The sequence below is a fragment of the Chitinibacter fontanus genome, from assembly GCF_013423785.1.
Taxonomy (GTDB): domain Bacteria; phylum Pseudomonadota; class Gammaproteobacteria; order Burkholderiales; family Chitinibacteraceae; genus Chitinibacter; species Chitinibacter fontanus.
Genome location: NZ_CP058952.1, coordinates 3,087,668 through 3,110,513, shown reverse-complemented (window position 1 = coordinate 3,110,513; position 22,846 = coordinate 3,087,668). Strand labels below are relative to the sequence as shown.

Below are 22,846 nucleotides of genomic sequence, written 5' to 3'. Positions count from 1 at the left end.
TTCATGACAGATCTAGTAATTCATACCACAATCAGGCCTTTAGTCGAAGCCTTTTTGGAAAAGCTAGTTAAAATTTATTTAGGCCCTTTGCATAATTATGTATCTGATAATCCAGAGTTGATAAAAATAGCCCCTGGGTTTTTGCTGAATCCACAACAATTAACCGTCTACATAAGTAGGAGCCATATAGCAGTAGAATATGAAGGTCCAGAATTTATTCAAGAACTTCAAGAAAACAGTACTTTAGATATAAAGTATTATGATTACTCAAATGACGATAAAAATATCTTTGAGAAAATTATTGGATTTGAATACGACTCGACACTTAAAACCTCAATGCCTTTACCAGCATTTAGTGAAGACCTTCTTCTCCCGACTAATCGCGGCTGGGATAAACTATCTGAATTAGGCTGGAATTTCTCTGCTCAGAATAGCATCATGGGTTTCAACATGCCAAGCCCTACCCCCGCAGCAGGAAGGTTCACTAGAATTATAAATGGAATGTTTTTTGATGCTAACGAATCCGGCTTAAAAACTAGAAGAATAAAATGCTTAGACTTCTTCCCAATCCGCTTTGATGAGTCTGACGATCAAACGGATGAAATCGCATTCAACCTCAGTTTTATGGAAAACAGAGTAATTCACGATGCACATTACTCTTACCCTGCACCTGATGACTACAGATACAAGCAGCTACCAAAAATCAATAAATTCATCGAAAAATGGGGAAACATCGAAAGCTCTGAGCCTGAAATCACCTCTTTTCTTGCAAAACCAGAGAATGAATTTATTTTGACAATGAAATTTGGGGCCTCAAAAGCATATGCAGAACTTACATGTGAGTGGCAAAGCGAAGAACTTGATGCTATTAGACCAGATTTTTTTATTCTACACCCCAATGGATATGCCGACATTGTCGAATTTAAACTTCCTCACATTTTAAAAAATACAATTGTTGGCTCCAATAATAGAGAAGCATTTGCTTCTTGGCTGAATTCATACATTGCACAAACACGAGTTTATGCAAAATACTTTGAAGACCCAAATAATCGAAAATGGTTTGAAGAAAAATATGGTTTTAAAGTCTACAAGCCAAGAAGATGGTTAGTTGTTGGGCGACGTAGTGATTTTAACTCTGAAATCTGGCGTGAAATCATGTTTGATTATAAAGATTTAGAAATACTAACATTTGATGATTTAATTGATGGAGTTGTTGTCCAATTTTACAAATAGCTTAGCGCCGTCGCTTGGCCTAAGCTTGCGCAGCCCAACGTTTACCGCGAACATCGAACCGCCAATCATGGCGGTTTTTATTTGCCTGCAACAATTTATCCACCACGGATTGGCGGCTATGCGCCGCGGCACTTACTTTCTTTGCTTCGCCTAAAGAAAGTAAGCAAAGAAAGGCGACCCCACATCTGCGTCGGCTTCGCCGATGCCCTCGCTGCGGACAATCGGCAAGGCGGCGGGCTTTAACAAAACAGAGCCCGCCGAAACCCCTCGCCGCTTGTTCCTCGCTCGGCGCAGCTGTAGGGGAATTGGCGCAGACCAACGATTGCGGCATATACATAGCTACGTATTGCTATTAAAGACAATTTGATTCATGCCTTGATTGACATACCCCATACCCATTTTGTTTGCGCTCGTTGGTCTGGGGCATTAATCCCCTGACCGTGGCCTAAGGCTAGTAGCCCGGAGGGCCGCAGGCGGGGGGCTCCTTTGGGGTGTTGGTGCTTTGGAGAAGCGCGGGGTCTCCGCAAAGTCGCAGACTGTGTAGGGTGCAAGTAAAGCCCCCAACCTGCCCGCGCGGCGGAACGCGTATTAAAACCATCGCGGCGTAGCCGCATAAAACCTGATTTGCTCATCTGACCAACGAAACGGCCGGTTTACCGCCTGCGCCAGCAGGCCAGACGCATACAGAACAACCATTGCTGCACATACCCACTACTGTATTACTTTGAAGATATTCTATAGATTTATTCAGATCGCTATACCCCGCCAAAAAATTAGCCCCCCCCAAACGATAACAAAACAACCCGCTTGACGCTGCAGCCAGAAAAAAGAACAATCGTTTCATTTTCACTCAAGGCAAACCCCATGCGCCCTCGCCTCAATCTGATCTTGCTCGGCGTGGCCGATGTGGCTAAATCGACTGCTTTTTATGAAGCACTCGGTTGGCAGCGGGCGGCAACGAGCCATAGTGAATTTGTAAAATTCGATCTGGGTGGCGTAGTACTGGGGCTACAGTCGCGCTCGAGTTTTGCACAGGATTGCCAGTTGCCCGATACGGGCTATCGCGGTTTTGCTGGCTTTGCGCTGGCCTATATTGCGCGCTCTGCCGACGAGGTACCACACGTGCTTGCCACAGCTTCGCAATTGGGGGCAGAGATTGTAAAGCCTGCCACGCGAAACGCTTGGGGCATTGCGGGCTATTTTCGCGACCCCGACGGGCATTTATTCGAGGTGTGTTATGAGGATGGTTGGGTTTTCGCTGCGGATGGTCATTTAGTGGTCTGAGTGTAACTATACACATAGCAGTATAGCTGCATACCTAAAGCGCAGATTAAGCTATCAACAAATACCCAACCTATACTGCAACCGGCAGCATCGCCTTGGCGGTTTGCAGCAGTTGATCGGCTTGCGCGGCCACTGCACGTGATTCGCGCAATGCCATATTCCAACGCGCCATGGTGGTTTTTAAGCTGGGCAGGTCCTTGATGTCTTCAATATCGCGCACCAATCGGGTCGCCAATAAGCCCATGGCCTGACGGCTGCTGTTTATCATCAATTGTTTCACTTCGCTTAGCGCAGCTTCATTGAGTACGCTAGCTGCACTCGGGATTACTTGTGGGGGTTTAGGTGGCGGGGTTGGAGTCGGCGGCGTCACCACGCTGCTTTGACTGAGCATGGGGTAAATCAAGCCTTGCTGCTCAAGGGCGGCGATCATATCAAATAGGTTGTGTAAATTAAGCTGCTGATACAACTCGGCCCCATTGCGCTGCCCATCAATCAAAATGAGCACCCGCCTTTCTGCCGCCAGCAACGGGACAGCCCGGGTAGCAATGGCTTGTTGGCCTAGAGGGGTTTTGGCATAGGTTTGTTGTAACATCTGGGCGCGATTCAACATACTTTGGCTCACCAATTAGCTGATTGGTGCAGTGTAAGTCGCGATTATTGCCAATCTTCGCGCAATAGCTTTTAAATAACGTAAGGATTAAATTGGGGGCATAAAAAAACCGCGCTGAGCGCGGCTTTTGAGTTGTGCATTTTACGCTTGGCTCACCGTATCGACACCATGCTGCGCAGGCTGAGTCCGCGCTTGAAAGTGACGCCGCGATAGCAAACAATACAATAAGGGAAACAGCGCCACTGCCAGCAGTAGCATTACCAGGCTCATTTCATCGCTCATGGGTAAATCCTCCAAAAGATTGCTGCTTGCCAGCTTAGAAGCACAGCCATCAATTTGGGGTTAATTGTGAGCGTTTTGCAATAAAAATTTCATAAATACAGCTACCCGCTGAGGTTTTCACCACAACAGCTAGTTACTGGCGATCTACCCCATCACTGAGCTGACTATTGATGGCCAATACGTCATTTTCGGCTAGGTTGCCCACCGCAGCTTTTAGTTTAAGCAAAGCCAGCATGGTTTCCACAGTAACGCGGATCAGCTCGCTTTGAGTGCTAAACACTTGGTTTTGCGCATTGAGTACGTCGATATTGAGCCGTACGCCCAAGTCAAATGCGTCTTTATTGGAGGTTTGCGCATTTTTGGCGGCAGTTAGCGCGGCTTGCATGATTTTGATCTGCGCCAGCCCATTACTCACCCCAAGATACGCCTGCCGAACATTGAATTGCGTGCTATTGCGTGCAGCATCCAGAGCACCTTTGGCAACGCGATAATTGGCCGCGGCCTCAGTGGTACGTGACACCACTTCCCCCCCTGAAAAATAGGCACATTCACTTGCACCCCAATGCGGCTGGTATCGCTAATCTCGCGTGTGCCAGAGTTGAGCGTGGAGTTATTGCCTTTGCTGGCCACCAAATCCAGCGTAGGGTAATGCCCTGCACGTTGGCGCTCAATTTCGCGGCTGGCAATCTCAACGGCTAGTTTCTGCTCCTGAATCTGCAAATTATTTTGTTCGGCTTCTTGCAGCAACTGACCCAGATCCATCGAGCCAAGAAAATTCAAATCTACTTTCGGCCCGCGGCTGGCCACTTGTTCAAAATACTGACCGGTAATGCTTTGCAAGGCACGTTGGCGCAATTCAAGCTCGGTTTGCGCCACAATGGTTTGCGACATGGCCAATTGGAAACGGGTTTCCGCATCAAAAATATCAGTTTTAACCCCAGTCCCCACCGCAAATGCTTTGCGGGCGATATCTAGCTGTGATTCAACCGCGGTTTTATAGGCTTGCGCCGCTTTGAGCTTTTCCTGCGCCTGCAATTGCTCAAAATACGCCTGTGCGGTACGCAAAATCAAATCTTGCTTGGCACTTAAAAATGCCACTTCGGCTTGGGCCACTTGCAGTTTCGATTGCTCATAGCCCACCCAGTTTTGCCAGCGGAACAGCGGCTGGGTCAGCGTCAGGCTATAGCTGTGGCTGCCATAGCTGTGATCGGTTTGCGTATTAAATTGGCGATTTTCTACGTCATCTTGGTTGCTATTGAGCGTGCCAGACAGGCTAATCGTCGGTAGCAAAGCCGCACGCCCCTGATTGGATTTCTCCTGCAAGGCATCGCGCTTGGCTTGTGCCTGCGCGTACACGGCATCGTAATTTAATGCCGAACGATACACAGTCAGTAAATCTGTTGCCCAAGCCGAAGCCGAAAATACAGCGCCCAAACTAAATACCAGTACTTTCGGCCCAAAGGCTCGGGTGCTAAACGCCATGATGATTTGGATCCTCGTTAATTGGCTGATCGACATGATCGAGATGTACGCCCAGATCAGCCGCATGATCAAGCATGCCGGCTGCATGAGCCGCATCCAGCCCATGTGCATCCAATGCATTATCTGGCGAATGCGCCAGCTCTGCCAACAAATGATCTGGCAGCTGTGGCACAGCCTCATGCAGTGCTGGATCTAGCCCGCCTACCCCAGCCGCATGCAAATAATCAGCAAGCGCGAGATCGACCGCGGCAGGGGCATGTGCCACATCTGCAGGCTGCACATTACCGATTAAATGCAGATAGGCATCCACTGGCGAATGAGTGGACAACGGCGCAGACGCTGCAAGTACATCCACTGGATGTTGCGTAGTCAGATCCGCATGCTGCTCGTGTACGGCAGGGTTAGCGATCTGAATTGGAGCATGGGCAACCGGTTCTGTCGCATGCGCCACGGTCAGGTCTGTATGCGTATCCGGTACATCGCCCTGATCAAAACTTGCCGCATCAGCATGGGGTATTGGCGCTGGAGCTGGAGCAGGCGGTGGTGCGGGATGAATACCTTGCAGATGTAATTCACCAAACATCCATTGATCCGCCCAGCCATTAAATCCTGTGCCATCCGGTAATCTCACTTGGATGTTGTGCATATCCCCAGTGTTGTGTAACCACATTCGTGTCGTATCCGAGCCAGAATCGCTGGTAGCAATAATGCTGTGGCCTTGCGCATGCCAGAGCAATAGGTCGCTCATATGCAGCGTGGCGGCATTTTCTCCAGTGGAGGAAATACGTTGCACCAGATTACCCGCCCGATCCATCACCTGTACATGCACCCCACTGATGCTCAGATCCATATTCCCGATGGCGGCCAAACTACCTTTATCCAGCTCGTCGGCAAGGCCCTGATACTGATAACCCGCTTGCCGTACTGCAGCCAGCACTCCATCGTAAATATCGTGCCCAGCACTTGGCATTACTGGGGGCTGCATGGTGGCAGGGCCATTCACTTGGATCGAAATCTGATGGCTCGTACCGTCGGCACTTTGCACCGTAAATTGCTCAAAAGTATAGGCATTTGTTTGTACATGCTGCACGAAGTAGTTTTGTGTATTGAGCTGATATTGCCAGTGACCTTGGGCATCTAATGCTAAGCTGCCATCCATATCACCCTTGTATTGACCCGCATGAAATTGCGCCTGCCCCGTATCGGCATCGCTGATTTGCAACTGACCGCTGGCCTGAGTTAGCGCACCGATTTGCACCGTGCCTTTATCGTCGCCGCCAATCACGGCGGCATCATTTTGCCCTAGTACATGCAGGGTGAGATTCTGCACGTTATGCGCCCCGGCACTATCAGTGACCGTAATCGGGATCACCACGTCGCGCGTTTCACCCGCATGCAATCCCTGATACGCCGCATGACTCGGGTCAAAGGTGTAGCTGCCATCAGCATTCAACGTAAACCCAGCTACCGGGTTGCTCACGCTAAAGTGTAAAGCATCGCCGGCATCAGGATCATGGGCCGCCATTTTCCCAGATAGTAGCGCACCGTCTTCTGTAACAGTCTGGCTTTGTGCTGTGAGTACAGGTGCGTCGTTACGCCCATCAATGCTAATCACAATATCGTGTGAAGTGCCATCAACGCTATGCACGGTAAGATGCTCGGTTAAACTTTGCCCACTTCGCAATGCTTGAACTGCCGAGTTGGCATTATCAAGGGTATAACTCCACAAGCCATGACTATCAAGGCTTAGTAAGCCATACAAGCCATGAGTATTGCTCTGTGTTTGGAAGGCAGCCTCACCCAGATCAGCGTCACTAATCGTCAGCTGCCCCTGTATTTTCGCGTTTGCATCTTCTGCTACCCGACCTGTGGATACCCCACCAATCACTGCGGCATCATTGCTGCCATTGATGGTGACCGTGATGGCATGCGCAGTGCCGTCAACACTGTGTACGGTAAGATGCTCGGTTAAACTTTGTCCATTACGCAAGGCCTGGACTGTGGAGTTAGTGTTATCTACGGTATAACTCCACAAGCCATGCTCATCAATACTTAGCAAACCATACGAGCCATGGGTATTGCTCTGTGCTTGGAATGCGGCTTCCCCCTGATCGGCATCAGTGATCGTCAACTGACCCTGTATCCTCGTAGTGGCATCCTCTGAAACCTGACCCGTTGATACCCCACCGATCACTGCGGCATCATTGCTGCCGTTGATGGTGACCGAAATGGCATGCGTAGTGCCATCCACACTTTGCACGGTCAATACGTCGGTCAGGCTTGCACCTGCTTTCAATTGCTGGATCGCCGTTTGGCTACTGTCAGCGGTGTAGGTCCATTGCCCATCGGCCGCTAAGGTAAACACGCCATAGCGGCCCTGCTCATGCGCCTGCGCAATGAAGTGTGCCTCACCCGGATCGGGGTCGCTTACCGTGAGCTGCCCATTAGCCTGCAATTGGGTTGCCTGATCTTCGGTAACTTGCCCTTGATCGACACCACTGATTTGGGCCATCTGATGTGCGCCAAACAGTTGCACACTGATTTGATGCGTAGTGCCATCAACACTCTGCACGGTAAATTGATCGGTCAGCGCTTGCCCTGCCACCAGATGCTTTACCGCATCCAGCGTGCTATCGGCGTGGTAATGCCACTCCCCGTCCGCTTCAATATCAAATTGGCCGTATTGCCCTTGCACATGTTGCTGGGCCACAAACGCGGCTTGGCCACCATCGGCATCGAGCACAGTCAGATGGCCTTGGGTGAGCTCATGCGTGGCATCCAGCGTGAGAACACTCCCGCTATCCGCCCCCGATAAGACTGCGGCGCTATTGCTACTATTGGTGACAACCACATGCGGCGTGGGTATCCCGTCAATGGGCGCACTGCCCAGCGGATTGTTAGCGACATTGTATCTAGTCAAGCCAAAGGCATTGAGCTGCAAGGGATTGCCGCTGTTATTCAGATAGTAGCCACTGCTGCTTCCCACCGAGCCGTCAAGAATCAGCTGTGCGCCGGGATGGCTTTTAAGCAGATCCAGTAGATGGCCAAGGGGTACATGGGTGCCGAACAAATCATGGCTGGTGAAGCTCTCTAGCACATGGCCTGTGGCATCCACCACCTTGGGGGTGCCATTGCTGAAAGACAACTCCAGACTGCTTACCGCTCCGCCGTTGAACGAGCTAATGGCAGCAGCCAGCTGCTTCCCGGGGTAGTAATACTCACTGATCAGCTTCGCCTCAACCAGCCCCAACAGATCGGTACGCACTTCGTCCGCACCTTGCAGTGTTACCGCAATGGTGTGCGCCGTACCATCGACACTGTGCACGATAAAGCTATCAATAAGCGACTGGCCTTTGTTCAAGGCCTGTATCGCCGCACTTTGGTTATCGGCTTGATAGCTCCAAGTGCCGTCTGCACCCAGCGTGAGATGACCATACTGGCCAGCCAAATCTTGCAAAGGCTGAAACGCTGCTTGCCCTGCGTCAGCATCGGTAATCTGTAGCTGTCCGTGAGCTTCTAGCTTGCCGCCAGAAACATTGGCATCTTCGGTCACGCTGCCGGTATCCGTACCGCTGATGACGGCATCTTCGGCGGTACCGGTAATAGTGAGATTGATCTGATGTTGCGTGCCATCAGCACTGCTGACGGTCACTATTTCATGCAGTTCGCCCGGCACTGGCGGTGTGTGCCATTGCAAAGCTAAATGCAGGGCTTGACTCAGTGGATCACTCAGATTCGCCGCGCCACTCAACGGCAAAGCATGCAAGGTATGTTCATCCCCGCGATCATGCACAAACACCTGAACATCCGATTGCGTGCCTTGCAAATGGATTTCATACCCAGCCCCTTGATGTAGCCAGCTCAGTAACTCATCAACGCCCATATTGGCGCGGCCTTGTGCATCCATGGCATAGACTACCGGCGTCGTGCCCGCCGGGCCACTCAACACAATTGCGGCACCTTGAATACTTAGATCGAGCACGCCCGCTAGCGCGCTCAATTGCCCCTGTGTCAACGCCTCGCCTACGCTATGGAAACCCGCTACGCCTGACTGCGACAATACTTGCGCCAATGCACCCGAGATATCACCCGTTTCACCTGCCGTGCCGCCCGGCTTAAGGGCTTGCACCTCTGGTTTGCTGTTATCCACCGTATATGTCCAGACACCATGCGCATCAATGCTGAACTGGCCATACTGGGTGACCACGGCATTTTGCACTACAAAGACGGCCTCGCCTGCATCAACATCCATCACTTGCAACTGCCCAGAAGCGTGCAGCATACCTTTGGAGTCGACGTTCTGATCTTCAACGACCTGACCCGTATCAACACCGCCAATGATGGCGGCATCATTAGTGCCAGTGACGGTAATGGTAATGTTCTGCTGTCCTGTCAGACCTTCGGCATCGGTGACGATAACGGGGATCGTGACGAGCTGTGTCTCTCCTGCGGCCAGCTGTTGGTAGGCGGCATCGCCCGGATTAAAGCTGTAGCTGCCATCGGCGGCCAGACTAAAGCCTGCGACCGCTTGTTGCATACTGAATGTCAGGATCCCACCCGCATCCGCATCGGTGGCGACCAATTGGCCGAGTAATTTGCTGCCATCTTCAACCACGGCGTGGCTTTGTGCTTGGAGTACGGGGGCGTCGTTGCTGCCTTCAATCGTCACCATGATCGTATGCAAAGCGCCATCGCTACTGCGCATCTGCAACCAGTCGACGCTCATTTCGCCTTCTTTTTGCCCCTGCACATTCGGTGCATTGTTATTGAGCACATAGTGCCACGATCCATCGGCGGCGGCGGTAAAGTGGCCATAGACGTCTGTTTGGACGCTCTGTGTCAGATCAAAGACCGCTTCATGATCATCAACATCCGTGATCGTGAGCTTGCCGCTCACATTTTGAGTGACATCTTCTTTGACAACACCCGTATCAACGCCACCGATGATGGCGGCATCATTGGTGCCGGTGACGGTGAGCGTGAGGTGCTGAGTGCTGGTCGCGCCCGCGCTGTCGGTGACGGTGATCGGGATGACGACGTCTTGGGTCTGGCCGGCGGCCAGATGCTGGTAGGCGGCGTTGCTCGGGTCGAAGCGGTAGCTGCCATCGGTGTTGAGCGTGAAGCCGGCGACAGGCTGGGCGATGCTGAAGGCCTGGGTGTCGCCAGTGTCGACATCGGTGGCGATCATTTGACCCGTCAGTTGCGCACCGTCTTCGGTGACGGCGTGGGTTTGCGCTTGGAGTACGGGCGCGTCATTGCTGCCGACGATCTCAACCGTAATGGTGTGCGTGGTGCCATCGGCACTGTCGATCGTCAGTTGATCAGTGAGGGTGTCGCTGGCTTTAAGGTGTTGAATTGCATCTTGATGGTTATCTGCGGTATACGTCCATGCACCATGTTCATCAAGGGTAAAGACGCCATAGGTGCCGGGGGTATTGGTTTGGGCAACGAAGTGGGCTTCTCCGTGATCAACATCACTGAGCGTGAGTTGGCCCTGTGCGTTCAATTGACCGGTCGCATTGACCGCCTGATCTTCCGTGATGCTGCCGGTATCCACACCGCCAATGATGGCGGCATCATTGGTGCCGGTGACGGTAATGGTAATGTTCTGCTGTCCTGTCAGACCTTCGGCATCGGTGACGATGACGGGGATCGTGACGAGCTGTGTCTCTCCTGCGGCCAAGTGTTGGTAGGCGGCATCGCCCGGATTAAAGCTGTAGCTGCCATCGGCGGCCAGACTAAAGCCTGCGACCGCTTGTTTCATACTGAATGTCAGGATCCCACCCGCATCCGCATCGGTGGCGACCAATTGGCCGAGTAATTTGCTGCCATCTTCAACCACGGCGTGGCTTTGTGCTTGGAGTACGGGGGCGTCGTTGCTGCCTTCAATCGTCACCATGATCGTATGCAAAGCGCCATCGCTACTGCGCATCTGCAACCAGTCGACGCTCATTTCGCCTTCTTTTTGCCCCTGCACATTCGGTGCATTGTTATTGAGCACATAGTGCCACGATCCATCGGCGGCGGCGGTAAAGTGGCCATAGACGTCTGTTTGGACGCTCTGTGTCAGATCAAAGACCGCTTCATGATCATCAACATCCGTGATCGTGAGCTTGCCGCTCACATTTTGAGTGACATCTTCTTTGACAACACCCGTATCAACGCCACCGATGATGGCGGCATCATTGGTGCCGGTGACGGTGAGCGTGAGGTGCTGAGTACTGGTCGCGCCCGCGCTGTCGGTGACGGTGATCGGGATGACGACGTCTTGGGTCTGGCCGGCGGCCAGATGCTGGTAGGCGGCGTTGCTCGGGTCGAAGCGGTAGCTGCCATCGGTGTTGAGCGTGAAGCCGGCGACAGGCTGGGCGATGCTGAAGGCCTGGGTGTCGCCAGTGTCGACATCGGTGGCGATCATTTGACCCGTCAGTTGCGCACCGTCTTCGGTGACGGCGTGGGTTTGCGCTTGGAGTACGGGCGCGTCATTGCTGCCGACGATCTCAACCGTAATGGTGTGCGTGGTGCCATCGGCACTGTCGATCGTCAGTTGATCAGTGAGGGTGTCGCTGGCTTTAAGGTGTTGAATTGCATCTTGATGGTTATCTGCGGTATACGTCCATGCACCATGTTCATCAAGGGTAAAGACGCCATAGGTGCCGGGGGTATTGGTTTGGGCAACGAAGTGGGCTTCTCCGTGATCAACATCACTGAGCGTGAGTTGGCCCTGTGCGTTCAATTGACCGGTCGCATTGACCGCCTGATCTTCCGTGATGCTGCCGGTATCCACACCGCCAATGATGGCGGCATCATTGGTGCCGGTGACGGTAATGGTAATGTTCTGCTGTCCTGTCAGACCTTCGGCATCGGTGACGATGACGGGGATCGTGACGAGCTGTGTCTCTCCTGCGGCCAAGTGTTGGTAGGCGGCATCGCCCGGATTAAAGCTGTAGCTGCCATCGGCGGCCAGACTAAAGCCTGCGACCGCTTGTTGCATACTGAATGTCAGGATCCCACCCGCATCCGCATCGGTGGCGACCAATTGGCCGAGTAATTTGCTGCCATCTTCAACCACGGCGTGGCTTTGTGCTTGGAGTACGGGGGCGTCGTTGCTGCCTTCAATCGTCACCATGATCGTATGCAAAGCGCCATCGCTACTGCGCATCTGCAACCAGTCGACGCTCATTTCGCCTTCTTTTTGCCCCTGCACATTCGGTGCATTGTTATTGAGCACATAGTGCCACGATCCATCGGCGGCGGCGGTAAAGTGGCCATAGACGTCTGTTTGGACGCTCTGTGTCAGATCAAAGACCGCTTCATGATCATCAACATCCGTGATCGTGAGCTTGCCGCTCACATTTTGAGTGACATCTTCTTTGACAACACCCGTATCAACGCCACCGATGATGGCGGCATCATTGGTGCCGGTGACGGTGAGCGTGAGGTGCTGAGTGCTGGTCGCGCCCGCGCTGTCGGTGACGGTGATCGGGATGACGACGTCTTGGGTCTGGCCGGCGGCCAGATGCTGGTAGGCGGCGTTGCTCGGGTCGAAGCGGTAGCTGCCATCGGTGTTGAGCGTGAAGCCGGCGACAGGCTGGGCGATGCTGAAGGCCTGGGTGTCGCCAGTGTCGACATCGGTGGCGATCATTTGACCCGTCAGTTGCGCACCGTCTTCGGTGACGGCGTGGGTTTGCGCTTGGAGTACGGGCGCGTCATTGCTGCCGACGATCTCAACCGTAATGGTGTGCGTGGTGCCATCGGCACTGTCGATCGTCAGTTGATCAGTGAGGGTGTCGCTGGCTTTAAGGTGTTGAATTGCATCTTGATGGTTATCTGCGGTATACGTCCATGCACCATGTTCATCAAGGGTAAAGACGCCATAGGTGCCGGGGGTATTGGTTTGGGCAACGAAGTGGGCTTCTCCGTGATCAACATCACTGAGCGTGAGTTGGCCCTGTGCGTTCAATTGACCGGTCGCATTGACCGCCTGATCTTCCGTGATGCTGCCGGTATCCACACCGCCAATGATGGCGGCATCATTAGTGCCAGTGACGGTAATGGTAATGTTCTGCTGTCCTGTCAGACCTTCGGCATCGGTGACGATAACGGGGATCGTGACGAGCTGTGTCTCTCCTGCGGCCAGCTGTTGGTAGGCGGCATCGCCCGGATTAAAGCTGTAGCTGCCATCGGCGGCCAGACTAAAGCCTGCGACCGCTTGTTGCATACTGAATGTCAGGATCCCACCCGCATCCGCATCGGTGGCGACCAATTGGCCGAGTAATTTGCTGCCATCTTCAACCACGGCGTGGCTTTGTGCTTGGAGTACGGGGGCGTCGTTGCTGCCTTCAATCGTCACCATGATCGTATGCAAAGCGCCATCGCTACTGCGCATCTGCAACCAGTCGACGCTCATTTCGCCTTCTTTTTGCCCCTGCACATTCGGTGCATTGTTATTGAGCACATAGTGCCACGATCCATCGGCGGCGGCGGTAAAGTGGCCATAGACGTCTGTTTGGACGCTCTGTGTCAGATCAAAGACCGCTTCATGATCATCAACATCCGTGATCGTGAGCTTGCCGCTCACATTTTGAGTGACATCTTCTTTGACAACACCCGTATCAACGCCACCGATGATGGCGGCATCATTGGTGCCGGTGACGGTGAGCGTGAGGTGCTGAGTGCTGGTCGCGCCCGCGCTGTCGGTGACGGTGATCGGGATGACGACGTCTTGGGTCTGGCCGGCGGCCAGATGCTGGTAGGCGGCGTTGCTCGGGTCGAAGCGGTAGCTGCCATCGGTGTTGAGCGTGAAGCCGGCGACAGGCTGGGCGATGCTGAAGGCCTGGGTGTCGCCAGTGTCGACATCGGTGGCGATCATTTGACCCGTCAGTTGCGCACCGTCTTCGGTGACGGCGTGGGTTTGCGCTTGGAGTACGGGCGCGTCATTGCTGCCGACGATCTCAACCGTAATGGTGTGCGTGGTGCCATCGGCACTGTCGATCGTCAGTTGATCAGTGAGGGTGTCGCTGGCTTTAAGGTGTTGAATTGCATCTTGATGGTTATCTGCGGTATACGTCCATGCACCATGTTCATCAAGGGTAAAGACGCCATAGGTGCCGGGGGTATTGGTTTGGGCAACGAAGTGGGCTTCTCCGTGATCAACATCACTGAGCGTGAGTTGGCCCTGTGCGTTCAATTGACCGGTCGCATTGACCGCCTGATCTTCCGTGATGCTGCCGGTATCCACACCACCGATGATGGCGGCATCATTGGTGCCGGTGACGATAATCAGTAAATTCTGGGTATTAGTAGCGCCCGCGCTATCAGTCACCGTAATTGGGATAAGCACATCAAGCGTTTGACCTGCAGCGAGATGCTGATAGCTGACGTGACTTGGATCAAATCGATAACTGCCATCAGCATTCAGTGAAAACCCGACAACAAGATGAGTGGTGCTAAAGCTCAGAACTTCGCCCGCATCGGGGTCTGCGGCATCCAACTTACCCAGAAGTAGCTGGCCATCTTCGCTAACTGTTTGAATTTGTGCTTGCAGCAGTGGCGTCGAATTGCTTGCCGTGGTACTCACCGCAATCGAGTGCGTACTTCCATCCCCCCCCACGACATGCACATAATCATTGATGGCTTTGCCCGGTACTAACTGAGTAATTGCACTCTGGTTGGCATCGAGCTGATAGTGCCAATGCCCATCAACATTAATCGAAAAAACACCGTGGCCATTTAATCCCGGCAACACACTAGGCTGGTGAAAATTATTTTCGCTGCCCTGATCTGTGTAACGTGGAATCTGTCCGCTAATCGCCAATATTGGAGCATGAGCGCTATGCGCATCAACCGAGACAGGCTGAGCCCCAGCACTAGCCTGAAGTGAACCCGGCTTTGACTCAGTGACATCAGACTGCGGTATTTGCTGAGATTTAAATTTGGAGTCATTGGCCACAGCAGTTGGGCCACGCGAACTAGCACCTTCTTGGATATCCCAAGCGACAGCTGCCATTTCATCGCCTTGCCTAACCACCTCGTGGCTACCCAACGGGAGTTCTAGCGATTTGAGTTTTGCGGCAAGTTCTTCTGCGGTGGTTGCTGGCGGCGTGTTTGCATGGTGTTTCATTTACCGTACTCTCCAAACTCTCAAGCAACACTGCGTGACTAGCGTTCGTGGAACGCCGTATCTGCCGCGGTAAATACTGGCTTGAGTAAGAATTGCATCACTGATTTACGCCCGGTAGCAATATCTGCCTCTGCAGTCATCCCCGGCACTAATTGATGTGCGGGGCTGCCTACATAAGGCGTGGCCAGAGCGATCTCAACTTTGTAAAACGGCGCGCCATTCTGTGGTGCCTTCGTAGAGGTGGGAGAAACGCGTTTGACGGTACCCTTGATTGCGCCAAAACGGGCCGAGTCAAAACTATCGACTTTGACCGTTACCGCCTGCCCTACTTTGACAAAACCAATGTCTTTCGGCGCCACTGCAGCCTCCATAAATACACCTTGCCCTGTTGGCACTACTTCAGCCACCACGCCACCGGGTTGCAAAACCGAGCCTAGCTGGGTTTGCGGTAAATTGGTGACAATCCCATCCACAGGGCTACGAATTACGACGCTATTTTGATTTTCTTCTAGGGCTTTTATTTCGGCCTCGATTTCACGATATTGCTCGGTAACTTTACTTAATTCCAAACTAAGCTGCTGATTGAAATCAGACTTTAAGCGCAGTACATCAGCACCTACACCACCCATAGTGCTATTGAGACCACCCGCTCTGGCGCTAACGTCGGATAAGCGCTCTTGCAAAGATGTCACTTGCTGACGCGCCTCACTCAAGGTTAGCTGGGTTACCACTCCTTTTTGCACCCCTTCTTCCAAGCGACGAACCCGCTCTTTTGCTTCAGCGATTTGGCTTTCAATTAATTTGCGATCACGCACGGCACCTTCAAGTAATAATGCTTGCTGACCACCTTCGCTCCGCTTTGAGTTCATTGCTGCATCTCTGGTTGCGATCTGTTCACGGTAACTACTTTGCGCTTGCGCGACCAAACGTGGATATTGCGTAAGATAAGCTGAAAAATCAGGCTGCCGATTTTCTAAAATGGCCAACATCCTTTCGCGATCTATCGCTAGCGCATTGAGCTTGATGGTGTTTTGCGTTTTACGCTTTAGCAAATCACTGGCTTGAAACTGCGCAACAATTTGCCCTGCCTTGACACTATCTCCTTCTTTTACAAGTAGTTTATCAATAGCCCCACCAGTTTGGCTCTGTAACAATTGCACATAGCCGCTAGGCTGAATTTCTCCACGAGCACGTGCCAACTCATTGATCTGCGCCGTCACAGCCCATACGATAAAGATCAGAACCAACAGCACAATCAACCATAAGGTTCTGCGTAATAATTGACTGCGCCCATGTTGATTTAGCAGCAAATCAAGCTGAGCGACTGAAGCTTTAGACAAATCAGCAAAAGGGTGATTAGCACTCGTCATAATGATTAGCAACCTTAACAAATTAGCTGGCAGGAGCAGCAACTGGGCCAAAATGCACCAGTGCACCTTCGTGCAACACGACAATCTGATCCGCTTGTTCAATCAAATCGGTGCGGTGTGTGGCCATGATCAACGTCGTTTTGCCGCGTAATTGGGCAAGCAAGCGAATGAAACAAGGATCAAGCGCAGGGTCACGATCCGCAAGTGGGTCATCGAGCAGTACCAGTGGCGGCTTTTCCAGCACTGCAATCGCAAGACGAACAATAAAGCGCCCTCGAATAGCATCACGATCTTCACGCCAAGGTGAGATTTGCACATTGAAAGCGGCATCGGCAGATTCAACGCCAAAAAGTTCGTACCAGCGCTCCCCAGCAACCTGAGCTAATACGGCCAATAATTCGGCCTCAGAAACATTCAAACTGCGCAAACTCAAAGCCTCGCGCAAAGTGACGGGCATGCCCGGAACCTGCTGCGGCAAATAGCCAAGCCAAGCTCGATAATCCTCAGGATCAAACTGCCGAATATCACGGCCGCCCACCAAAACCCGGCCATTTTGTGGCGTTTTAAGCCCTAGCAATAGTTCGATCAATGTGGTTTTGCCCGCGCCATTGGGGCCAACAATCGCGAGGCATGATCCGGCTTCAAGTTTGAAGCTCACGTTAGCGATAGATGGCTCTCGGTCTGCGCTATGCCGATAATACAAACGATCAGCTTCAATGCTCGGGCTTAGTGCCACAATCGGCGAAGTCATTTTTGGTGAAGACTGCTCGGCGGGGGTATTGAGTAATCTATCTAGTTGCTGGGTGGCGTCCGACAAATTGCGTAACCTCACCTGTGCGGCGAGCATTTGCTGGGCGGGAGTGGTGACACGCCAAATCAGCATCATGGTGGCAATCAAGCCCCCAGTAGTCATTGAATTATTTAGCACCAGTGCAATGCCTACCCCCATTGTTGCTAAAACAGTTAGCGTTGATAGGGCTTGACCAATGGTTTGAACTAAACCACTGGCAATTGCATAGTTACGGTTCGCTTGTACCGATTTGACCATTAGTTCTGGTAGCTGCTTGCCCCATAAGTGCGAGCCACGAACTCCTCGCAGCACACGCAATCGATGCGCAACAATCGAAATCACATCCCCCAATTGCCGCGACACCAAGCCGACCTCTTTGGAGCGTTGCTGCACAAAACTGGCTAACGGCCAGGACACCAGCGCAAACAGCATTAAGCCCACCAGCGGAACCAGCACAATAAACCCACCTAAAATGCTAATGATGAGCAAGAAAATCAGCACGAATGGAAAATCAATATTCAAAGTACTACTACCACCGAACCACTGGCGCACTCCTTCAATCGACCTTAAACGAGTGAGATTATTTTCGACGCCTAGCCGAGCAGAAACATCGGCCGATAAGCTCAAGGTTTTCCGCATAGCGATATCACTAATCTGCCCGCCAGCCCATGTACTCAGATCGCTAATTAACTTAACGCGCAACATGCGTAGGGCCCATGAGCCCAAGATGGCAATACAAGCGCCTGCGGCCATCGATTGCAACGTGTCCACGGCACCGCTAGGGATGACCGTGTTGTAAACAAACATGGTAAATAGGGAAATCACCAGGGCGATTAAATTGACAACCAAACTAACCAGCAACAGCCCTGAAATTTCCGGCCGAGCCGTTAGGAATAAACGCATCAACCAACCGGTTTGCGGTTGGCTTAACGATTGATGAAATGGATCATTCTCAATCAGTAGTAAACGCCCATGCTGGAGTGGCGCGGTGGCATAAGATTGCTGCCCATCATGCCACTGTACCAGCCCATTTTGCTCGCGAAGGCAAATAAATGCCTCGTCGGCCTGCTCGTTAATCAACACGGCCACACCAGGTAAGGCGTGCAGATCCTTTGACCGACGATCCCACTCTTGAATCTGTATTTTGAAGCCCAGATCATTCAACAGTGCACAAAACTGCGTTAAGCCAAATGGGCGACTAATATCTGGTAAAAACGCAAGCAGACTTCTTGGCGCACCAAACCAATTTAACCGAATCAACAACGGTGCTGTGCACCGCGCTAAGGCTGAGCAAGCCATCCGTTCTTCACCAATAACTTGATTAATACCAGTAATGCGTTCCACATTATTAGTGATGGAGCTAGTCATAGAATGACTCATAAGCTAACCCCCTTGTCTGCGCCCAATTGCAAAGAACGACTGCAGGCCGCAATTAGAGCAGGCTGATTAGTGGCGATTAGAATCGTGATCTGTCCCCGCAATGATCGTAATAAATCCGCCAACCGTTTAATCCCATCCAGATCAATTGCACTGGCGCCATGATCGATCAAAAGTATTTTGGGTTGTCTAACCAAGGCACGTATTAGCGCAATACGCTGAATCATCCCCTCAGACAATGCTGCTACACCAGCACCGCCGACATCCGTCAAAATGCCATAGCGCAATTTATCTAAATAAGGCTTCATACCAAGCGCGCTGACATACTGCTCAATATCTTGATGATAACGGACGTCATACAACGTAATATTATTGAGTATAGAGCTCGGAATTAAGGCTGTTTGCTTACTAAGCAGCATCACACTTGCGCGATATTCATCGCGCTTAAACTGCGCTAAATCGTGCCCATCAACCGCCACTTTAATTTCATTATCGTCAGACATCCCTGAAATAGCGGTGAGCAAACGGGAAGATAGGACTGTATCGCAGGCTTCAATGTGAACAATCTCACCCGGCTGAATCTGTATCGATTCAGCTCCAATAAATGGTGCCACAATACTAAGCTGTCCATGACTTACCAATGCGGACTGAGCCTCAGAAACACTGGCCAAAGCCGGGTTATCTGGTAAAGCCAGTAGATCATCAATTTTTGCCTGAGCTTCTTGCACTCTAGTTAATTGCGCCCAATAACCCAGACTTGCCATAGCCGGGCCGATAGAGCGACCGGCCAAAATACTGCAGGCAGCCAAGGCACCGGTGGTCATTGCTCCCGATATCACCTCCAAAGCACCAAATGCCACCACCAAAATAGTGGACAATTGCCCAATGGTAGCGGCGTTTTCACGTACCCACCCCATATGCACTTCCACCTGCGAACCCGCATTTAAATAACGTGCGCTGATACGCCGCCATATTGCGCCAACCATTCCCTCTGCACCAATTGCCTTGAGATAAGGCAAGGCGGCAAAACTAGCCCATGAGAAATCGTGGCGCAGATGCTCACTTTGATCCAGCTCGCTGCTAGCACGAGCAAGCCGCGGGTTGAGCACTATGGCCAAAAGAATAGCAAGCCCAAACAATCCTAAAGGGATCAGCGCCAGCCAGCCGCCGATGTATGCGACTAGCGCGATATAGACGATAACAAATGGGATCTCATACAAAGCTACACCTGCTTGGCCAGACCAAAAATCCCTGACCTGCGCCACAGCCCTCAACGCATCAGTAATTTTTGCCGGCCCGCGGCGCTCAATCTGATTAATATCTACGGCAGCGAATCGGTCAAAAATCTGTGTCGCGGTTTTTAGCTCCACCCGTGCAGCCATATTGGCAAAAATGACATGCCGGCCATAACGCAAAATTGCTTCGAAAATAATTGCAATTCCAACGCCAAGCACCAAGAAAGTAGCGGTTCCATAGGCTTGAGCGGGCAAAATTCGATCATAGATTTGCAATAATGCTAATGGCAAAGCCAAGCCTAGGACATGCATTACAAAGGTCACAACCAGCACATCACTGCGTAACCAGTCCAATTTTGCGAGTCTTACCGAGGTAGAGCGGGATTGATCGTTCATTTTGGATTAACTCTCATTATTCGCAAAACAACTTCTGGATATATTTTTTGGCGAAATTACAGTCGTTAAATCATGCCACCAAGGGCTTGAATTCATCCTAAACCAAAATTCGTAAGCACACAGAAAAACAGGCCAATTCAGTAAATTGATGCTATCAGCAATGAACCATTCTACTTAGAAATTTGTAGCGAGAATGAATCTTGCTTGCACGATTCAAAATCTGTGACATTCGCTCTACATTCCCAGCCCCATCAAACAACGACGCCCCCTACCGTTTGCCTGGCAGCTAAAAAGCCTCTTGCAACCAAGGCAGTCCAAAGATTCAGGACATTGAGATCACCAGCATAAAGTCGGGCAATACCCCCGCTTTGCCGCAACTATTAATTAAATTAGATTTCGAGCCGGAAATGATTGCGGCGATTTGCAGTGATGGGGCCTAGAACACAAAGCAATAGTAAATGCAATTGAGGATAAAAAAAGGATAGGCTGGTGCACTCCGCCTTGCGGAAGCTGAGGAAACAGCCCAGCTTTTTAGACTCGATGTACTGGACCAAATTGGCCGTTTCAGAGCGGGGTTTGAAATGCTCTAGATCCGCAAGGGAAGCATTTAATACAGATACTGGCTTGATATTGGCGAGCGCCACAAAAGTACATCAAAAAATCGCTTTTAAACACGAAAGGGTCCAGCAATTGCTTGCTGAACCCTTGATTTTCTTGGTGCCGACGGCAGGCACCAACATAAGGTCCAATAACGTACGATAAAATTCATAAATCCTTTATTTATCCGTGATTCATGCTAATATTTTGTATAACCACGTCCAGTGATGTGTTGGGTGTTCCAACCGTAAATGTGGGGTAGCATGTGGGGTAACCATGGCAATTCTGACTGATGCAAAAGCACGAAACATCAAACCAACCGACAAGCCACTCGCTCATGGCGGGGTACCCGGTTTGCGCTTGATGCCATCGAAAACGAAAGGACAGGGTCGCTGGGAAATGCGATTCGTTTCTCCGGTAACCGGCAAACGTCGGGATGCGGGTTTGGGCAGTTACCCTTCTGTCGGCTTGGCAGAAGCAAGAGACAAAGCCGAAGCGATGCGCGAGTGTATTGCCTTGGGCCGCGATCCACTTGAAGACGCCAGAACCGCGCTGGTGACCAAAAAAGAATCTCCGACCTTTGAGCAGGCCATGGATGCGACACTCAAGGTTCGGCGTTTAACTTGGAAAAATGAAGCGAACGCTTCGGTGCGCTGGCTAGGCAGAATTCAGAAACACGCCTCGCCACTATTAGCAATGCGGGTTCATGACATTGAACCAGAGCATATCAAAGCGGTACTCCAGCCTATTTGGGCAACGCAACCTGACACTGCGCGGAAACTGAAAACAGCAATTGCACAGGTCTTGGATTGGTCAGAAGCTCATGACTATATCAAAGCCTCTCCAATACCCAAGGCATTAAAACAACTTGGCGATTTCTGCACTGTCGCGACGGTGCACCAGCCAGCGATGCCCTACTCGCACATCCCCATTTTTGTCGATGAGCATCTGTACCCTGCCGACAGGGTCACACAGCACCTCATCTTGTTTGTCATTCTGACGGCGGTACGTTCTGCCAACGCTAGATTTGCCACATGGGAGCAAGTCGATTTAAAGCGCAAAGTATGGACGATACCAGCGGCGGCGATGAAATCAAAAAAAAACGAGGGAATTGCACTTGAAGTGCCATTGAGCTCTCATGCTTTATCGATACTTGAGCTCATGCGTGGCGCACACCCTGTTTTGATTTTTCCAAGCCCTCGTAAGCAGGTCGCACTGTCCGATATGAGCACGACCTCCTTTCTGAGGACGCGTAATGCTCCAAGTGATGTTGCAGGGCGCATTGCAACGCTGCATGGATTCAGAGCAAGTTTTAAAAACTGGGCACTCGAAGAAACAGATTATGCTGATGAACTCAGCGAAGCCGCACTAGGCCATGCTATTGGCAGTCGTGTTCGACGTGCCTATGCAAGAACTTCACAACTGGATTTTCGCAGAGAATTGATGCAAAAATGGTCGGATTTTGTGATGCAAAAGGCGTAAGCATATTCGCACTAATGAATTATTGCCCCATCCTTACCGAACAAAAACATTAATTTAATGAACTATCCAGAAACTAGGGGCGATTCAGTGTTTGCGACGGGCCCTACGGGGTCTTGATTGAAGTGGGAGTATAGCGTCCATGTGTCCACCTAAGTTTATCGTGGACACGATCATCCCAAGGAACGATACCGCTATTCAACGTGGGTCGGCTAGATGCTTACCTTTAGTCGCACCAAATCGACAGAACAGCCAAAGCGTGTTCGCGACGACGTGAGTTTGACCCAGATTCCGATATTTGATTGCCCCATGGCAATGCTATGAAAACCATTGAAACTTAATGGAAGATACGATGTTGGGGTGGGTCAGTGAAAAATCAGCAGGTGGGTCAATTTATTCATCGGCGACAACAGACGATTTTTTCTTCAGTTTTGCCCGTCAGTTGCTGTTGCTGTGCTTCGTTGGTGATGGTGATTTTGCCTGTGGCAATCGCGCTATGCGTAGTGCTGCTTTCATCGCCGCTAGCGCTCATCACGATGGGCGTGGTGGCTTTTAAACCGCAGGATACAGATTCATTGTTCAGCTGTAGAA

At 51.5% G+C, this 22,846-nt stretch carries 12 protein-coding genes; 4 read left to right on the top strand and 8 right to left on the bottom strand.

The features are described from left to right. Positions 1–3 precede the first annotated feature (3 nt). Both HZU75_RS14765 and HZU75_RS14760 read left to right on the top strand, forming a co-directional pair. Positions 4–1,233: a Shedu anti-phage system protein SduA domain-containing protein gene (locus tag HZU75_RS14765; protein WP_180306763.1), complete on the top strand. Its 1,230-nt coding sequence runs from the start codon at positions 4–6 to the stop codon at positions 1,231–1,233. Between the two features lie 864 nt (positions 1,234–2,097). Further along, the gene (locus HZU75_RS14760; protein WP_180306762.1) at positions 2,098–2,517 is read left to right on the top strand and encodes a VOC family protein; all 420 of its coding nucleotides are present in this window, start codon (positions 2,098–2,100) and stop codon (positions 2,515–2,517) included. A 70-nt stretch (positions 2,518–2,587) separates the two neighbouring features. Here the strand turns inward: HZU75_RS14760 and HZU75_RS14755 are convergent, their stop codons facing one another. From HZU75_RS14755 to HZU75_RS14720, 8 genes are all read right to left on the bottom strand, one after another. After that, positions 2,588–3,127, bottom strand: coding sequence for a hypothetical protein (locus HZU75_RS14755; RefSeq protein WP_180306761.1), 540 nt, complete (start codon positions 3,125–3,127; stop codon positions 2,588–2,590). Between the two features lie 141 nt (positions 3,128–3,268). Next, positions 3,269–3,409 (bottom strand): hypothetical protein, encoded by a 141-nt coding sequence (locus HZU75_RS14750; RefSeq protein WP_180306760.1) that lies wholly within the window; start codon positions 3,407–3,409, stop codon positions 3,269–3,271. 133 nt (positions 3,410–3,542) lie between these two features. Beyond that, positions 3,543–3,824: a TolC family protein gene (locus HZU75_RS17590; protein WP_265575731.1), complete on the bottom strand. Its 282-nt coding sequence runs from the start codon at positions 3,822–3,824 to the stop codon at positions 3,543–3,545. Further along, complete coding sequence (locus HZU75_RS14740) at positions 3,821–4,891, bottom strand: TolC family outer membrane protein (protein ID WP_180306758.1); 1,071 nt, start codon at positions 4,889–4,891, stop codon at positions 3,821–3,823. The genes HZU75_RS17590 and HZU75_RS14740 overlap by 4 nt, the downstream gene beginning before the upstream one ends. Further along, on the bottom strand, positions 4,881–15,011 hold the full coding sequence (locus tag HZU75_RS14735; protein WP_180306757.1) for a VCBS domain-containing protein: 10,131 nt from the start codon (positions 15,009–15,011) through the stop codon (positions 4,881–4,883). The genes HZU75_RS14740 and HZU75_RS14735 overlap by 11 nt, the downstream gene beginning before the upstream one ends. 38 nt (positions 15,012–15,049) lie before the next feature. Then, positions 15,050–16,381: an HlyD family type I secretion periplasmic adaptor subunit gene (locus tag HZU75_RS14730; RefSeq protein ID WP_180306756.1), complete on the bottom strand. Its 1,332-nt coding sequence runs from the start codon at positions 16,379–16,381 to the stop codon at positions 15,050–15,052. 22 nt (positions 16,382–16,403) lie between these two features. Further along, a complete protein-coding gene (locus HZU75_RS14725) occupies positions 16,404–18,539 on the bottom strand; it encodes an ATP-binding cassette domain-containing protein (protein ID WP_180306755.1) in 2,136 nt (711 codons plus the stop codon). An 8-nt stretch (positions 18,540–18,547) separates the two neighbouring features. Continuing rightward, positions 18,548–20,179, bottom strand: coding sequence for an ABC transporter transmembrane domain-containing protein (locus HZU75_RS14720; RefSeq protein WP_180306754.1), 1,632 nt, complete (start codon positions 20,177–20,179; stop codon positions 18,548–18,550). A gap of 873 nt (positions 20,180–21,052) precedes the next feature. Here HZU75_RS14720 and HZU75_RS14715 point away from each other — a divergent pair. Beyond that, entirely contained in the window at positions 21,053–22,258 is a 1,206-nt protein-coding gene (locus HZU75_RS14715; protein WP_180306753.1) for a tyrosine-type recombinase/integrase, read from the top strand. Positions 22,259–22,595: 337 nt separating this feature from the next. Beyond that, a complete protein-coding gene (locus HZU75_RS14710) occupies positions 22,596–22,811 on the top strand; it encodes a hypothetical protein (RefSeq protein ID WP_180306752.1) in 216 nt (71 codons plus the stop codon). Positions 22,812–22,846 lie beyond the last annotated feature (35 nt).

What these genes read in the sequence shown, in the direction of transcription:
- HZU75_RS14765 (WP_180306763.1), top strand. Translation starts at nt 4, where the DNA reads ATGACAGATCTAGTAATTCATACCACAATCAGGCCTTTAGTCGAAGCC.
- HZU75_RS14760 (WP_180306762.1), top strand. Translation starts at nt 2,098, where the DNA reads ATGCGCCCTCGCCTCAATCTGATCTTGCTCGGCGTGGCCGATGTGGCT.
- HZU75_RS14755 (WP_180306761.1), bottom strand. Translation starts at nt 3,127, where the DNA reads ATGTTGAATCGCGCCCAGATGTTACAACAAACCTATGCCAAAACCCCT.
- HZU75_RS14750 (WP_180306760.1), bottom strand. Translation starts at nt 3,409, where the DNA reads ATGAGCGATGAAATGAGCCTGGTAATGCTACTGCTGGCAGTGGCGCTG.
- HZU75_RS14740 (WP_180306758.1), bottom strand. Translation starts at nt 4,891, where the DNA reads ATGGCGTTTAGCACCCGAGCCTTTGGGCCGAAAGTACTGGTATTTAGT.
- HZU75_RS14735 (WP_180306757.1), bottom strand. Translation starts at nt 15,011, where the DNA reads ATGAAACACCATGCAAACACGCCGCCAGCAACCACCGCAGAAGAACTT.
- HZU75_RS14730 (WP_180306756.1), bottom strand. Translation starts at nt 16,381, where the DNA reads ATGACGAGTGCTAATCACCCTTTTGCTGATTTGTCTAAAGCTTCAGTC.
- HZU75_RS14725 (WP_180306755.1), bottom strand. Translation starts at nt 18,539, where the DNA reads ATGACTAGCTCCATCACTAATAATGTGGAACGCATTACTGGTATTAAT.
- HZU75_RS14720 (WP_180306754.1), bottom strand. Translation starts at nt 20,179, where the DNA reads ATGAACGATCAATCCCGCTCTACCTCGGTAAGACTCGCAAAATTGGAC.
- HZU75_RS14715 (WP_180306753.1), top strand. Translation starts at nt 21,053, where the DNA reads ATGGCAATTCTGACTGATGCAAAAGCACGAAACATCAAACCAACCGAC.
- HZU75_RS14710 (WP_180306752.1), top strand. Translation starts at nt 22,596, where the DNA reads ATGGAAGATACGATGTTGGGGTGGGTCAGTGAAAAATCAGCAGGTGGG.